The sequence below is a fragment of the Kitasatospora sp. NPDC032121 genome, from assembly GCF_055580145.1.
Genome location: NZ_JBVILX010000020.1, coordinates 20,398 through 35,022 on the forward strand (window position 1 = coordinate 20,398; position 14,625 = coordinate 35,022).

General features: G+C 73.7%; 17 protein-coding genes. 9 read left to right on the top strand and 8 right to left on the bottom strand.

Annotated features, from left to right (window positions below):
- Positions 1–56: 56 nt before the first annotated feature.
- Together ACZ5OX_RS33285 and ACZ5OX_RS33290 are read left to right on the top strand one after the other, a co-directional pair.
- On the top strand, positions 57–1,862 hold the full coding sequence (locus ACZ5OX_RS33285) for an outer membrane protein assembly factor BamB family protein (protein ID WP_465635233.1): 1,806 nt from the start codon (positions 57–59) through the stop codon (positions 1,860–1,862).
- 202 nt (positions 1,863–2,064) lie between these two features.
- The gene (locus ACZ5OX_RS33290) at positions 2,065–2,829 is read left to right on the top strand and encodes a hypothetical protein (RefSeq protein WP_465635235.1); all 765 of its coding nucleotides are present in this window, start codon (positions 2,065–2,067) and stop codon (positions 2,827–2,829) included.
- 67 nt (positions 2,830–2,896) lie between these two features.
- On the opposite strand, the gene ACZ5OX_RS33295 is transcribed toward ACZ5OX_RS33290, so the two are convergent.
- Both ACZ5OX_RS33295 and ACZ5OX_RS33300 read right to left on the bottom strand, forming a co-directional pair.
- Positions 2,897–2,974 (bottom strand): hypothetical protein, encoded by a 78-nt coding sequence (locus ACZ5OX_RS33295; protein WP_464336931.1) that lies wholly within the window; start codon positions 2,972–2,974, stop codon positions 2,897–2,899.
- 165 nt (positions 2,975–3,139) lie between these two features.
- A complete protein-coding gene (locus ACZ5OX_RS33300) occupies positions 3,140–3,604 on the bottom strand; it encodes a MarR family transcriptional regulator (RefSeq protein ID WP_465635237.1) in 465 nt (154 codons plus the stop codon).
- A gap of 134 nt (positions 3,605–3,738) precedes the next feature.
- Between ACZ5OX_RS33300 and ACZ5OX_RS33305 the strand changes: the two genes are divergently transcribed.
- Positions 3,739–5,238, top strand: a complete 1,500-nt coding sequence (locus ACZ5OX_RS33305; protein ID WP_465635239.1) for an alpha/beta hydrolase — start codon at positions 3,739–3,741, stop codon at positions 5,236–5,238.
- Here the strand turns inward: ACZ5OX_RS33305 and ACZ5OX_RS33310 are convergent.
- Positions 5,193–6,485, bottom strand: a complete 1,293-nt coding sequence (locus ACZ5OX_RS33310) for a helix-turn-helix domain-containing protein (RefSeq protein ID WP_465635241.1) — start codon at positions 6,483–6,485, stop codon at positions 5,193–5,195. The genes ACZ5OX_RS33305 and ACZ5OX_RS33310 overlap by 46 nt on opposite strands.
- Between ACZ5OX_RS33310 and ACZ5OX_RS33315 the strand changes: the two genes are divergently transcribed.
- Complete coding sequence (locus ACZ5OX_RS33315) at positions 6,484–6,639, top strand: hypothetical protein (protein WP_465635243.1); 156 nt, start codon at positions 6,484–6,486, stop codon at positions 6,637–6,639. The genes ACZ5OX_RS33310 and ACZ5OX_RS33315 overlap by 2 nt on opposite strands.
- 419 nt (positions 6,640–7,058) lie before the next feature.
- On the opposite strand, the gene ACZ5OX_RS33320 is transcribed toward ACZ5OX_RS33315, so the two are convergent.
- Complete coding sequence (locus ACZ5OX_RS33320; protein ID WP_449791931.1) at positions 7,059–7,451, bottom strand: RidA family protein; 393 nt, start codon at positions 7,449–7,451, stop codon at positions 7,059–7,061.
- 192 nt (positions 7,452–7,643) lie between these two features.
- On the opposite strand from ACZ5OX_RS33320, the gene ACZ5OX_RS33325 reads away from it, so the two are divergent.
- Both ACZ5OX_RS33325 and ACZ5OX_RS33330 read left to right on the top strand, forming a co-directional pair.
- The gene (locus tag ACZ5OX_RS33325; RefSeq protein ID WP_465635245.1) at positions 7,644–9,041 is read left to right on the top strand and encodes a pyridoxal phosphate-dependent aminotransferase; all 1,398 of its coding nucleotides are present in this window, start codon (positions 7,644–7,646) and stop codon (positions 9,039–9,041) included.
- A 142-nt stretch (positions 9,042–9,183) separates the two neighbouring features.
- Positions 9,184–9,567, top strand: a complete 384-nt coding sequence (locus ACZ5OX_RS33330) for a VOC family protein (RefSeq protein ID WP_465635247.1) — start codon at positions 9,184–9,186, stop codon at positions 9,565–9,567.
- 57 nt (positions 9,568–9,624) lie between these two features.
- Here the strand turns inward: ACZ5OX_RS33330 and ACZ5OX_RS33335 are convergent, their stop codons facing one another.
- Positions 9,625–10,041 carry a VOC family protein gene (locus ACZ5OX_RS33335; RefSeq protein WP_449791934.1) on the bottom strand — a complete coding sequence of 139 codons (417 nt, stop codon included), beginning with the start codon at positions 10,039–10,041 and terminating at the stop codon, positions 9,625–9,627.
- Positions 10,042–10,051: 10 nt separating this feature from the next.
- Positions 10,052–10,468, bottom strand: coding sequence for a helix-turn-helix transcriptional regulator (locus ACZ5OX_RS33340; protein WP_465635421.1), 417 nt, complete (start codon positions 10,466–10,468; stop codon positions 10,052–10,054).
- A gap of 279 nt (positions 10,469–10,747) precedes the next feature.
- On the opposite strand from ACZ5OX_RS33340, the gene ACZ5OX_RS33345 reads away from it, so the two are divergent.
- From ACZ5OX_RS33345 to ACZ5OX_RS33355, 3 genes are all read left to right on the top strand, one after another.
- Complete coding sequence (locus ACZ5OX_RS33345; protein WP_465635249.1) at positions 10,748–11,917, top strand: PP2C family protein-serine/threonine phosphatase; 1,170 nt, start codon at positions 10,748–10,750, stop codon at positions 11,915–11,917.
- A gap of 280 nt (positions 11,918–12,197) precedes the next feature.
- Entirely contained in the window at positions 12,198–12,776 is a 579-nt protein-coding gene (locus ACZ5OX_RS33350) for a carbonic anhydrase (RefSeq protein ID WP_465635423.1), read from the top strand.
- Positions 12,777–12,931: 155 nt separating this feature from the next.
- Complete coding sequence (locus tag ACZ5OX_RS33355) at positions 12,932–13,564, top strand: flavin reductase family protein (protein ID WP_465635251.1); 633 nt, start codon at positions 12,932–12,934, stop codon at positions 13,562–13,564.
- A 12-nt stretch (positions 13,565–13,576) separates the two neighbouring features.
- Here the strand turns inward: ACZ5OX_RS33355 and ACZ5OX_RS33360 are convergent, their stop codons facing one another.
- The gene (locus tag ACZ5OX_RS33360) at positions 13,577–13,699 is read right to left on the bottom strand and encodes a hypothetical protein (RefSeq protein WP_465635253.1); all 123 of its coding nucleotides are present in this window, start codon (positions 13,697–13,699) and stop codon (positions 13,577–13,579) included.
- Positions 13,696–14,289: a hypothetical protein gene (locus tag ACZ5OX_RS33365; RefSeq protein WP_465635254.1), complete on the bottom strand. Its 594-nt coding sequence runs from the start codon at positions 14,287–14,289 to the stop codon at positions 13,696–13,698. Before ACZ5OX_RS33365 ends, ACZ5OX_RS33360 begins: the two co-directional genes overlap by 4 nt.
- Positions 14,290–14,625 lie beyond the last annotated feature (336 nt).

The following is a 14,625-nucleotide window of genomic DNA, read 5'->3' on the forward strand; positions in this document are numbered from 1 at the left end:
TGCTCCGTGTCCGCCCCACGCGGTACGGTTCGTGGTCTGGCAACCGGAGGTGGCACATGGGTCGTTGGGGAATCGGGACGGGCTACGGCGAACTGCGCCGGCGCCGGGCCGAGCGGCAGCGCCTGGCGGCCGAACAGGGCTGGGAGTTCCGCGAGGAGAGCCCGGAGCTGGCCGAACGCTGGCGCGGCGCGGTGCTCTCCGTCAGCCACGACACCCCGCCGCGCGCCCGGTTCGCGGCCACCGGCACGCTCGACGGCCACCAGGTCACCGTGTTCGACCTGGTCGGCGGCCGGGGCGGCGACGGCATACGCACCGTCCACCTGGTCGAACTGCCCCGCCCGCTCCCCCTGGTGGTGGTCTCCCGCAACATGCTGGGCCCCGACCGGCTGCTGCCGCTGCTGCGCCGCCAGATCCTGCAGAAGCCCGGCCACCACCTGTACGAGAGCGGCGACGAGGCGTACGACACCGTCCACCTGGTCGAGACCACCGATCCCGACGTCGCCGGGCGTCTGCTGACCCCGGCCGTCCGGGAGTTCGCCGACGACCACCTCTGGCTGGAGTGGCGCGTGGACGACCGCTGGCTCTGCTACGTCGGCTACAGCGGCCCCTCGGCGCGCACCGAGCAGCCGCTGGCCGTCCTGCGCTCGCTGACCCGGCTCGTCGACCTCACCGACCCGGCCCTGTGGGGCCGGCCCCGCCCCGCGCACACCCGCCGCCCCGCCCCCGCGGCCGCCACACCGTCCACCTCCGCGGCCACGCCCGCCGGCCCGGCCGCCATGCACCGCGGCGACCCCGCCCACACCGGCGTCCACCCCGAGGCCGCGGCCCCGCCCGGCTTCCTGCCCTGGAGCACCCGCCTGCCCGAACGCCCCACCAGCTCCCCCGTCGTCTGCGCCGGGACCCTCTACCAGAACGCCGGACAGCACTGCTACGCCCTGGACGCGCTCACCGGCGAACCGCGCTGGCGCCACGACGCGCAGGACCGGCTGACCCGTACCCCGGCCGTCGTGGGCGACACCGTCTACGTGGTCGGCGAGGACGGCCTGCTGTACGCGCTCGCCGCCGCCGACGGCACCGAGCGCTGGAGCACCCGCGTCGGCGCCTCGGCCGCGCCCACCGTCGCCGACGGCGTGGTCTACACCGTCACCATGTCGATGTTCACGCTGCGCCACACCCGCCCCAGCACGCTGATCGCGACCGACGCCCGCACCGGCCGCCGGCGCTGGGAGCAGCACCTGCCGGACGGCTCCTGCTCGGCGGCCGCGGTGGCCGACGGCCTGGTCCATGTCACGGGCGTCAAGGGGCAGTTGGGCGCCTATCGGGTGAAGGACGGCAAGCGGGTCTGGTACGACGACAACGCCGAGCGTTACCTCGCCCTGTGTTCGCCGAGCGTCGCGGACGGCACCGTCTACTTCGGCACCGGCGCCGGCCTGGTGCACGCCTTCGACGCGGCGACCGGCAGGCAGCGCTGGGGCGTCGAGGTGGGCTTCAGCGCGATCGACGACAGCCCGGCGATCACCAACGACCTGCTCCTCGTCGGCGACTTCCGCACCGGCGTCCACGCCCTGAACCGGAGCGACGGCATGCGGCGCTGGCACCTCGCCGGCCCGCACGGCGCCTCCGCCGTCACGGTCGCCGGCGCCGACGCCTGGGTGGTCGGCCTGGCCCGCAACCGTTCGCTGCTGCGCCTCGACCTGGCCACCGGCGCGGTGCACTGGCGCCGGGCCCTGGACGCCACGGGCGGCAGCCCGGCCTACGCGGACGGCGTGGTGTACGTGACCACCGCCAAGGGCACCGTCCTGGCGCTCGACGCCCTCACCGGCCGCCGCCCCGGCCGGCGGCAGCGGCGGCGGCTGTCCTGATAGCGGCTCCCCTGAAGGCAACTCGGGCTGCGGGTCGGTCGCCATCGGCATCGCGCGGCCGCCCCGCCCATCGTCGGCGGACGCGCTCGGCAGTCACGCGGGCACGCAGGGGAGTTGAGTACGGCAGCGGATTGCGGCGCGGGGTGCGGGCGGGACAGGGTGTGGGCGCAGACGCGCGTGCGAGTCGAGAGGACCCCTGCTGGTGAAGGCTTTCCTGGAGAAGGTGGCGACGAACCTCGTCCACCTCGTCGGCATGCTGGCGAACCCGCTCCTCAACGGCGCGCAGGAGCTGCGGGCGTCGCGCTGGCCCACCGAGCGGCGCAAGCTCAGGCTGATCGACTCGCCGGCGGCGCGGGCGGCCCGGGCGGCGGAGCGGGAGCGGTTCCGGGGGCTGGTCGAGGCGCTGGGGGCGGTGGAGGGGGTCGAGCACGTGCTGACCCAGGTCCTGGACCAGTCCACCCGCCCGACCTTCCACGGCCTGGACCACCCCAGGGACACGCTGCTGGTCTGCCGGATCCACGCCCGCGCCTACTTCGTCGTCCGGGAGGACATCCTCGACGTCCTGCCCCGGATCGCCGCGGCGAACGTGGCCGACTGGCAGGCCCACGGCCAGGGGCCGGACCCGGAAGGGAGCCTCGACCACGCGCTGCGCTGGTACCGCGACGGCGGCATCGACGCCGACGGCCGGCGGATGCACTCCCCCTGCCTGTCCAGCCCCGGCGCCAAGCTGACCTGGGACCGGCCCGGCATCCCGCTCCGGGACCCGATCCCGGCGGGCCCGTACGTCAACCGGCTCTTCGTGCTGGAGCAGACCCCGCCGGACGCGGACGCGGCGCGGCTGCTGGCCGAGGCCCGCGCGGGAGGGCGGGGCACGGTCCTGGAGCTGGCGTTCGGCGCGAACTGGGTCGACCACTGCCAGTACCACAAGGTGGCGCGCGGCGGGTTCCTGGGGCGCGGACGGCTCTGAACGGGTGAGGGGTTCCCGGCCCGGCCTGCGGGGCCGGTCCGGGCGCCCTCACCCGTTCAGCCGCGGCTCAGCACTGGGGGCGGCGGCCGTGGTTGGCCCCGCGCCTGGCCCTGGCCTTCTTCTTGCGGCGGCGCTTCGACGACATGGCCACTCCTCTCGCGACCGGGACACCCGAACCGGGACGGCCCCGGGCTACCACCGTTCCACACCCCGGCGGTCCCGGCCCGTCGAGCGGCCTGCCGAGCGGCCCGTCGAGCAGCTTGCCGAGCGGCTTGCCCAGCGGCCCCGGAAGGCCCGTGCCCGGGCGGCGTCAGTCGGGCAGGTTCCCGTTGCCGCCCAGGTTCGCCACCATGCGGCGCAGCACGTTGACCGTGGTCACGAACTCGTCGGTGCCGATGCCCTCGTGGGCGCGCTCGTTGACCTTCAGGTTGCGTTCGCGGGCGCGCAGGCGCCCGGCCTCGCCCTCCTCGGTGAGGGTGAGGGCCCCGGTGGCGTCCTCGGTGAGCCAGCCGCGGGCGATCAGGTCGTCGAAGACGGCGTCGAAGGCGGTGTCCTGGTCGTCGTAGGGGGTGAGCCGCTCGATCAGGGCCGTGCGGGTCCAGCCGCCGGGGCGGCCGGCGGCGTGGTTGAGCGTCCACCAGTGCGGCTGGGTGAGGCCTTCCACCGCCAGTTGTCCGCGCAGGCCCTCCACCACCAGGAGGCGGTAGACCTGCCCGGTCCAGGCCCCGATGGGCTGGGCGGCGATGACCTGCGGGTCGTACGTCTCGATCGTCACGTCCGGTACTCCTCTTCGGCTTCCCCTGATCGTCAGGGCACGACCGACCGTAGGACCTCAAGTCGGCTTGAGGTCAAGGAGGATCCGGCGAGCCTGGCCTCTGTGGCCGTCAACTCCCTTCTAGGCTGGCCGACATGAAGACCGCACCGGCGCTCGCCAGCGTCCTCGCCCTGTCCGCGGCCACCGTGCTCACCGCGGCCGCCCCCGCCTCCTCCATACCGTCCGGCGCCGACCCGCTGGAGCGCTTCCGCCGCCAGCCGCTCGCCTGGTCCGCCTGCCAGGAGCCGCAGTTGGCCGCCGCCGGCGCCGAATGCGCGGCCCTGACCGTCCCGCTGGACTACCGCGAGCCGCGGGGCCGCACCCTCTCCCTGGCCGTCTCCCGGATCAGGTCCGCCGACCCGGCCGGGCGCCGCGGCATCCTCCAGACCAACCCGGGCGGCCCCGGCGAGCGCGGGCTGGACCTGCCGGTCGCGCTGCGGGAGCGGCTGGCGCCCGCGGCGGCGGCCTACGACATCATCGGCATGGACCCGCGCGGCGTCGGCGCCAGCAGCGGCCTGAACTGCGGTCTGACACGCGGCACTTGGCTGCGATCGACCGGCAGCACCGGAACAACCTTCGAGCAGGCCTGGCGCCTGGCCAAGGCCGACGCGGACGCCTGCTGGACCAAGTACCCCGACCTGCTGCCCCACCTGACCACCCGCAACACCGCCCGGGACGTCGACGTGCTGCGCGCCGCGCTGGGCGAACAGCGGACCTCCTTCTTCGGCCAGTCCTACGGCGCGCTGCTGGGCGCGGTGTACGCGCAGCTGTTCCCGCAGCGCGTGGACCGGCTGGTGCTGGACAGCGCCCTCGACCCGGCGCGGTACGGCGTCGGGGCGTTCCAGGACATGGCCGGCGCCAACGAGCGCGCCCTGGACGACTTCGCCGCCTGGGCCGCCCCACAGGACGCCGTCCACCACCTGGGCGCCACCCCGGCGGCGGTGCGGGCCACCGTCGAGGGACTGGCACGCCGGGCCGAGGCCGCGCCGATCACCGTCGACGGCTTCCACCTCGACGGGGCCCTGCTGCCGGTGCTGCTCGCCGTCTGCCAGAGCGACGACCGCGACAACGCCACCTACGCGCAGGTGCTGCGCCAACTGCTGGACGCCGCCGACGGCAGGCCCGTCCAGGCGGACCCGGCCCTGCACCAGCTGCTGACGCTGCTCCTCACCCCGGCCCCGGAGGCCGGCGCCGGCCTCTCGTCGACGATCGGCATCCTGTGCGACGACGTGGCGATGCCGCGCTCGGCACCGTGGTACCGCGCCGCCGTCGAACGCTCCCGCCCCACCCAGCCGCTGTTCGGCCCGGTCTACAACGCCCCCACCCCGTGCGCCTCCTGGCGCACCGCCCCGCCGGAGCCGCCCGTCGAGGTCCGCAACGCCGTCCCCGCCCTCCAGCTCCACGCCACCGGCGACACCCACGCCCCCTACCAGGGCGCCCTCGCCCTGCACTCCCGCCTCCCGGGCTCCCGCCTGCTCACCGTCCCGGGCCGCGTCCACACCCTCTACCTCAACGCCTACAACCCCTGCGCCGACAGCGCCGTCGACACCTACCTGTCCACGGGCGCACTGCCGGCCTCCGACACCGTCTGCTGAGCCAGTGAGTTCTGCAAAGCGGTCAGCCTACTTTGGAGACCCTCGGACCAACGGTCGCCGCTGTTCTTCACGACCGCCCGCCCCCGCGCGACCATGGCCTTCACGAGATCGAAGTCCAGGTCCATATTGCCGTGGTCGTTACATGCCTTGTAGAGCCGGACGAGATGTTCCTCCGACGCATAAGTGGCCACCGCAGCCAGGACACTCACACGTGCCTGCCCATACCTGTCCTCGGCGGAGAGCCAGCGAAAGAGATCGATGGGCTTCCGTCGCTCGGCAAGTGCGCGCCTGGTGTCGACGGCTTCGTAGAAGCGGTTCATGGACTTGAGCTCGTCGACAAGACGTACGACGTCCACGACAGGATGGCCGAGAACGATCTGCTCGATGAGGCGATCTGCGGCATCGTCCTCATCGGCATCACGCAGATAGACGACCGTGGCGCAGATTCCCGCCAGATCACCCGTGCCATTGCTCTCCCACAGGGCGAGCTCGGCGTCCGTGGCACGGGTGATCTGGTCGAGCGTCTCGGCGTCCCGCTCGCGCAGCCTGAGCACGGCCCCCGCCTGCCGGATCTGGTCCTCCAGTTGCGTGATGCGTTCGAGTGCGGCATCCCGCTCCTCCACCAGCGCGCGGTTCTCCTCCCGGCTGCGGAAGGCGAATTCCTCCAGCGCGTCCTCCGCGTCCTGGCGCCGCTTGCGCTCGTCGTGCAGTTCCCGCTGGAGATCGGCCATCTGCTGAAGGGCCTCGGCACGGTGGAGATCGAGGTCCTCGCGAGCCGCGGCGAGCTCGAACTCACGGGCCTGCAGCGGACTTCGCACACACGCCGCCGCGTACACCAATGCCCGGATCTGCGAGGCCTCAGCCGGTGAGACCTCCACCCCCTCGCACTCGGCCGCCAGGCGCTGGAGCCGGGTGACGATCTCCAGGCGGGGCACCTCCCGACCATTGAGGAACTTCGACAGCCGGGTCCTGTCGACACCCAGCCGTTCGGCCAGTTCCTCCGAGGTCAGGCCGGTCCGCTGCCTCATTTCGCGCAGGCACTCCGCACAGCGCCGCTCCGGCTCCGACAGCCGCTCGTCCAGCGGGGCCAGTCCCCTCCGTACGGGAACTCCGTGTGGCTCTCCAATTTGCACCCTCGGCAAGTTGCGCTCTCCCACCGCACGTTGTGGTTGCGACCTGACGCAACCACCGTGCAAACCATTGTGATGGGCGCTGTACCGAGTTGCCTCATCCACGGAGATCCCCATGCCCCGACAGCAACGCCCCTCACGCCCGTTCCTGGAGTTCCGCGTGGGCGGCTTCCGCGTGACCCTGCGGTCCCGGCCCCGCCACCTGGCCGCCCTGCTCCTCGGCGGCCCGGCGGTCAGCGCCCTGACCGCCGTCCTCGCCCTGCGTCGCTAGGCCGTTTCACCGACACCGACGTGCAGTCGGATTCGCATGCGCCCCGACCATCAAGCCCACTCGCAAAGTCGTCCACGGGGCACACCGACGGGCGGGCGCCGCCCATGGGGCGCGCCCGCCCGGCCCCACCTCCAGCACAAAGGACCTGTCATGTGCATGGACATAGCCAGGCGGTTCGCCGCCTCGGCCGGCATCGCCCTCGCCCTCGTCACCGCCGTTCCCGCCGGCGCCGCGCCCGGGGCGCTGGACCCGACGCCGCCACCGCAGAGGGCACCCCGGCCGGGCCGGGGCACGCGAGGCGCCCGTCCGTGCGAGAAGGTGATCCGCGGCAGCACCCGGTCCAGCCGGTGCGGGGCGCCGGGTGTGCTTCCCCCGGCCCGCCGGCCGCCCCCGCGCCCGCCCCGCGCCCCCACCCCCCGCTATCCGACGACCGCGTCCACCTCGACCTCCACCAGCCACCGCTCGTCGATGAAGCGCGACACCTCCACGAAGGTGGTGACCGGCCGGATGAGCGCGAAGCGCTCGCCGTGGGCGCGCGCCGCCTCCCGCCACTGGCTCATGTCGGTGAGCATGATGCGGGTCCGTACGACGTCCGCGAGCGTGGCGCCCGCCTCCCGCAGGGCGGCCTCGGCGATGTCCAGGCAGCGGACGGTCTGGGCGTGGACGTCGCCCTGGCCGACGGTCGTGCCGTCCTCGCCGAGCGGGGCGGTTCCCGCGACCGCGACGTAGTCGCCCTTGCGCACGGCCCGGGAGAAGCCGATCCGCGGTTCGAGGGGCGAGCCGGAACTGACCGTCTGTCGAGTGCTGTCCATCGGACCATGGTGCCGTACGGGGGTGCGCATCGGGCCGTGATCACGGGCGGGTCGGGCGGGGCCTTCGGTCTCATCCGCGCGGGTTACCAGCAGGGGCCGAATCCGTGGGGAGGGGAGAGAAAGGAAGCCCGGCCCACTCCCCCACTCCCCCGCAGACCCGCAGACCCGCAGACCCGCACGGAGGTACGGACAATGACCCAGAGCATCACCAGGAACGACACCGAACAGGACGTGGACGCCACCGCACTCGTCGCGAGCGTCGAACAGGCGCTGGCCATGGCGCGCCTGCACCGGATCGCCGATCCCGAGGAGCGCCTGGCCTACTACGACAAGATCATCCCGAAATACGTCTACAACCTCGGCATCGCGAACAACGTGCTCCTGTTCGACCTGCTGAACGAGCACGTCTTCTCCAAGATCAAGCTGACGGAGCAGGACGCCAAGTACGCGCTGCCGCCCTACGGCGTGCAGGAGCTGCTCGACCCGATCACCAGGTTCCTGAACCTCAGGTTCCCGGACGGCATCGACCCTAAGGAGGACGTGTTCGCGACCGCCGGCGGTTCGGGGGCCCTGGAGTGCCTGGCGCTCGGGCTGATCCACGGCGGGGTGCTGAAGCCGGGCGACCGGGTCATGCTGCCGGCGCCGTTCTGGCCCGGCTTCCTGTGGTGCTTCGAGCAGCGGCCCGGGCTGCAGTGCGTGCCCGTGCGCCTCGACGGGGACGACCGCTTCACACTGTCGGTGCCCGCCCTGCAGAAGGCGTACGACGCCGCCTCCGAGCCCAAGCCCAAGCTCCTGGTCCTGACCAACCCGCACAACCCGCTCGGCGTCAACTACGGCAAGGAGCTGCTGGACGACGTCTGCCGGTGGGCGCTGGACAAGCAGATGCACGTCGTCTCCGACGAGATCTACTCCTACTCGCAGAGCACCGGCACCGACGGCTTCCACAGCGTCCTGTCGACGGACGCCTACCGCACCGACCCCGACCGCATCCACCTCGTGTACGGGCTGACCAAGGACTTCGGGCTGTCCGGCTTCCGGATCGGCTTCCTCGTCTCCAAGTCGAACGACGTCCGCAAGGTCATGCAGGGCGACGAGACGCTGAAGTCGCTGGCCTGGTTCGGCCCGCTCGACTCCCTCAAGAGCGCCTACGTGCGCAAGCTGTTCGTCGCCGACGACGGCAAGCCGAGCGACTTCCCCAAGACGCTCATGGCGGAGTACGCCAAGCTCCTCAAGAGCGCGTTCGACCGCACCGCCAAGCGGCTCCAGGCCAAGAAGATCCCGTACGTCGGCGAGAAGGAGAAGTCCCGCAACGCCGCCCAGTTCTTCCTGCTCGACCTGAGCGCCTACCTGGACAAGGCGTTCCCCCCGGACCTGGTGTCGATCAACCACGAGATCGACCAGCGCGAGGCCCTCCTGGGGGCGTACCTGGCGAAGGACGCGAGCGTCACCCTGCTGCCCGGCGGGGAGATGCACTGCCCCAAGCCCGGGTACTTCCGGCTGTGTTACACCGCCGACACCCCCGAGCACGTCGAGCAGGCCGTCGACAACATCGCCGCCTCGCTCGCGAAGCTCAAGCCCGCCAACAGCTGAACCCGACCCCCGGACCGGACACCCCGCACGGTGCACCAGGGCACCGTGCGGGGTGTCCGCCCGCGCGCCGCCCGCGCCTCCACGCGCCTCCCGTTGATCAAATCGCTTGCGCCGTCCGATGATCGCCGTAGGCTGACGGACCATGGCATGCCGTATCAGTGAACTGGTCATCGAAGCCGCCGACGTCGAGCGGCTCGCCGCGTTCTGGAGTGAGGTGCTCGGCTACGTCGAGGTCGGCCGCGAGGCCGGCGGCTGCGTCGAGATCGGGCCGCCCGGCACCGGCTTCGGCGGCCCGCAGCCCACCCTCTTCTTCATGCCCAACAGCGAGCCGCGGCCCGGCAAGCTCCGGCTGCACATCGACGTCAACCCCACCGACCGCGACCAGGACGCCGAGCTGGAGCGGCTGCTCGCGCTCGGCGCCAAGCCCGTCGACATCGGCCAGCCCGCCGACGCCCACTGGCACGTCCTGGCCGACCCTGAGGGCAACGAGTTCTGCCTCCTGCGCACCCGGCTCCAGCCCGTCTGAGCCGCCGTACGCCTCCGGCCGTTCGACCGGCCGCCGTGAAGGCCGCTTCGTGCGCGGCTACTTCGCGCGCGGCTGGTTGAAGCGCAGCATGTTGCCCGACGGGTCGCGGAAGGCGCAGTCGCGCACCCCGTAGGGCTGGTCCATCGGCTCCTGGAGGACCTCGGCGCCGGCCGCGCGCAGCCGCTCGAAGGTGGCGTCGCAGTCGTCGGTGCGGAAGATGACGCCGCGCAGCAGGCCCTTGGCGAGGAGTTCGGCGGCGGCCCGGCGGTCGGCCTCGGAGGCGTGCGGGTCGGCCAGCGGGGGCTCCAGGACGATCTCCACGCCGGGCTGGTCGGGCGAGCCGACGGTGACCCAGCGCATGCCCTCGAAGGCGACGTCGTTGCGGACCTCGAAGCCGAGGACGTCGCGGTAGAAGGCGAGCGCCCGGTCGTGGTCGTCGACGGCGATGAAGCACTGCGCGAGTTCGATGCTCATGCCCCTCACGCTACCGTTCGGCGCCGCCCGCGCCCTGGGCTCCGTGAGCCCCCTGGGCCCCCTGGGCCCCCTTGGCGTCCGGGCGCCGCACCGGGCGGGTGCGGACCTTGGCGACGCAGGCCGGGATCGCCGCGCCCTGCTCGTGGTCGCGGGCCCGGTAGGCGCTGGGGCTCTGCCCGACCAACTCGGTGAAGCGGGTGCTGAAGGAGCCCAGTGAGGTGCAGCCCACCGCCATGCACACCTCCGTCACGCTCAGGTCCCCGCGCCGCAGCAGCGCCTTGGCCCGCTCGATCCGGCGGGTCATGAGGTAGCTGTACGGGGTCTCGCCGTACGCGGCGCGGAAGCTGCGCGAGAAGTGGCCGGAGGACATCAGCGCGGTGCGGGCCAGCGCCTGCACGTCCAGCGGCTGCGCGTACTCGCGGTCCATCCGGTCCCGGGCCCGGCGCAGCCGTACGAGGTCGTCGAGCGGCACCCGGCCGGCGGAGGACGACGAGGACGAAGGCGCGAGCGCGGACGAAGGCGTGGGCGCAGGCGAGGACGAAGGCGCGGGCGAGGCCGAGGCTGGGGGCGTGGGCGGGGGCGACACACCGGCCACCGTACCGGCCCGCACCGACAGGCGGTGTCCCCCGCCCGGCGCAGCCCGCTCGCGCCCGCCCCGCCGCGCCGACCACCCTGGGGAGGAACGGTCACGGCGAGAGGGCGGCGGGTGGACAGCGACGACACCTCCCTGCGCGCGCCCGGCAACGGGACGGTGGCGTTCGCGGTGCTGGCCGTCACCGCCGTCGTGCTGCTCGTCCAGGTGGTGGCCAGCGGCAGCAACTCCCGTCTGGTCCTGCAGCTGGTGCTGCTGCCCGCGCTGCTGGCGGGCCTGGGCACCGTCGCCCAGACGGTGGCCGCCTCGGTGTGGGTGACGGCCGTGATCGTGGTCCACTCGGTGCTGTTCCCGCCCGGGGACCTGTCGGCCCGCCTGGGGACCCTGCTGGTCGTGATCGCCGCGCAGGTCGCCGTGATCGGCCTGTGCGCGCGGCGGGTGCGGCGCGAGCGGCAGCTGTCCCGGATGCGGCAGAGCGCCGTGGCCCTCCAGCGCCAGCTGCTGCGCCCGCTGCCCGTCACCACCCCGGACGTGCGGCTGGACGGGCTGTACCGGCCGGTGGAGGAGGACGCCATGGTCGGCGGCGACCTGTACGACGTTGCCGACACCCCGCACGGCACCCGGGTGCTGGTCGGCGACGTCCAGGGCAAGGGCCTGCCCGCGATCGGGACGGGCTTCGCGGTGCTGAGCGCCTTCCGGGAGGCGGCCTTCCGCGAGGCGCACCTGCCCGCCGTGGCCGACGCCCTGGAGGCGGCGGTGGAGCGGCACAACGCCTACGCGGTGCAGAGCGGCGAGCAGGAACGGTTCGTCACCGCCACCGTGCTGTGCGTCGGCGGCGACGGCGGCGAGGGCGAGGGCGACGGCGACGGGGGTAGCCCCGGCGGGAACGGCCGCGGCGGCGGGGCCGGGGATGCCACCGAGGTGCGGGCCGTCAACTGCGGCCACCTCTCCCCCTACCTGCTGCGCCCGGACGGCCGCGTGGAGCCCGTCCCCCTGGACGCCGGGATCCCGCTCGGCCTCGCCTCCCTGGTCGGCCCCGGCGAGCCGCGCCCGGTACGGCGCTTCGCGCTGCCCGGGGACGGGGTGCTGGTGCTGCTCACCGACGGCATCACCGAGGCCCAGGACGCCTCCGGCACGTTCTACCCGGTCGAGCAGGGCCTGGCCGACCTCACCGCCGTCCCCGCCGACGCCCTGCCCGAGGCCCTCGACCGGCGGGCCCGGCGCTGGAGCGGCGGCCGCAGCCGCGACGACGTCACCGTCCTGGCCCTGCGGCGCGCCCCCTGACACCCGGCCGTACGCCCCCGTGGGCACCCGGCCGTACGCCCCGTGGGCACCCGGCCGTACGCCCCGTGGGCAAACGGTCGTACGCCCGCGAACGCCCGCTCGTACCCCCCGTGGGCACCCGGTCTGCGGCCGTCCGCCCCGTGACCCCCTGCTGCGGGCTCCACCTGCGGCGATCTAGGGTGCTGGCATGATCCCCACACCGATATCCGACCCCGAGCCCCGCCCGCTCGACGGCCCGACGGACGACTTCCTGACCGACCCCGCCCAGGCGCTGCGGGTGATGATGCAGGGCAACGCCCGGTTCGTCGCGGGCAGCCCCGAACACCCCAACCAGGACGCCGGGCGCCGCGCGGCGCTCGCCCCGGCGCAGCGGCCCTTCGCGGTGCTGTTCGGCTGTTCGGACTCCCGACTGGCCGCCGAGATCATCTTCGACCAGGGCCTGGGCGACCTGTTCGTGGTGCGCACCGCCGGGCACGTCACCGGCGCGGAGGCGCTGGGCAGCATCGAGTACGGGGTGAGCGTGCTGGACTGCCCGCTGGTGGTGGTGCTGGGGCACGACTCCTGCGGTGCGGTGGCGGCGGCGCTGGAGTCCCTGGAGCAGGGGCAGCTGCCGGGCGGCTTCGTCCGGGACGTGGTGGAGCGGGTGACGCCGAGCGTGCTGTCCGCCAGGGCGGCGGGCATCGAGGACGGCGACGGGATCGTGGACGAGCACATCCGCCAGACCGTGGACCTGCTGGTGGAGCGCTCGCAGGCGCTGGCCGCGCGGATCGCCGAGGGGAAGGTGGCCGTGGTGGGCCTGTCCTACCGGCTGCGTGACGGCCGGGCCCGGCTGGTCGCCGCCCGGGGGCCGGTGGGCTGACGGCGGGTCCCCCGCCCCGTCCTCGGGAACTCCGGGAACGTCCCGGAACTGGATGTCCGATCACCGCCAGCGCCCTCGTCGGGGCGGCGGCACAGTCGTGACCAGCAACGATTCGTTTCCCGAGTTTTCCGAGTTTCCCGAGGACGGCAGTTCCCGTGCACAAGGTCATCGATCTCAAGGTCCTGTACTTCGGCACCCCGGTGGTGCTGATCGGCTCCCGCAACGAGGACGGCAGCTCCAACCTGATGCCGATGTCCTCGGCGTGGTGGCTGAACCAGTCCTGCGTACTGGGCCTGGGCGACAGCTCCCAGACCGCCGCCAACCTGCGGCGCGAGGGCGAGTGCGTGCTCAACCTGCCGTCCTCCGCGCAGGTGGACGCGGTGGACGCCCTCGCGCTGCTGACCGCCAACCCGCACATTCCCGAGTACCGGCAGCGCCAGGGCTACCGCCACGAGCGGCGCAAGTTCGAGGCCGCCGGGCTGACCGAGGTGGCCGGCGAGCTGGTGCGGGCGCCGCGCGCCGCCGAGTGCCCGGTGCAGCTGGAGTGCCGGGTGGCGTCGACGACGGCGCTGACCGGCAACAGGTGCACCGCCTTCGAGGTGACGGTGGTGCGCGCCCACGTCGAGGAGAGCCTGCTGGTGCCCGGCAGCGACCACTACGTCGACCCGGTCGGCTGGGACCCGCTGATCATGAAGTTCTGCGAGTTCTTCGGCGACGGGCAGCGCCTGTCCCCCTCCCGCCTCGCCGAGGGCTGGCAGATGCCCGGACGGCTGCCCGCCGCCGTGTGACGCGGCGTCCGCTCAGTCCTCGGCCCGCTGCCGCTCCTGCTCCTCCTGCCGGCGCCGCTGTCGGCGCCCGCGGACGCGGCGGCCGGCCGTGGTCGCCAGGCCGAGGACGAGCAGCCCCGGCTCACGCCCGCTCACGGCGCGACGGTGGCCCCGCAGGAGTCGCACACCCGGGTCGCGGGCAGTTCCAGGAAGCAGTTCGGGCAGATCGCCGGCGGGCGCGGCGGGGCGGTGGCGGCGGCCTTGCGCTCCACCGAGGCACGCAGGCGCGGGGCCAGGGCGGGGATGCCGCCGTCGGCGGGCAGGTCGGCGCCGAAGTGCCGGTAGCAGGCCAGTCGGGCGGCGGCCGCGTGCTGCTCGCGGTCCATCTCCGCGGCCACCGGCGGCTGCCCGGCCACCGCCAGCACCTCCTGGTAGCCGGGGCCGACCTTGCCGTCCGTGGCGTGCACCACCAGGGCCGTCAGCGGTGGGTCGCCGCGCCGGTGCGCCTCGCGGATCACCAGGGACAGCACCTTGCCGATCCAGTGCCGCTGGTTGATCCGGGTGCGCACCCCGGAGGCCTCCTGCACCGCCTCGGCCAGGTCCTGGTAGCTGATCACCGCGTGGTAGCGGCCTGCCACCTCCACCAGAGCGGGATAGGCCGCCCTGGTCCACACGATGTGCGCCTGGGTGGCGCTGACCGCCGACCCGTCCGACGCTCGCCAGTAGCCGTGCTGCTGCTCAGTCATCCGCCCGCCCCTACCCGTTCCGTGTCCGTCTTGTCCGTGTCTGTCCCCCGCAGGCCCCCGCCGGGAGCGAGGCTACCCGGCCCGGGAGCGGCACCCTCGGGCGGGGCCTCGCCTCGGGCGGGGCTTGACTTCAAGTGCTGTTGAAGTCGTGGAATGGGTCCCGACCGCAGCCGTACGGGCACCGCGGTCGATGCCCCGCCCGTACGGACCCGTACCGGGGCCGGGGCCGCCGTCTTCCCGATCGTGCCGACGGCGGCCCCGGCCCTCGTACACCCCCGCCCGTTCCCCCACCGGGCCCTCACCACAGGCCCGGGACCAGGCGCCTGCGGCCACGCG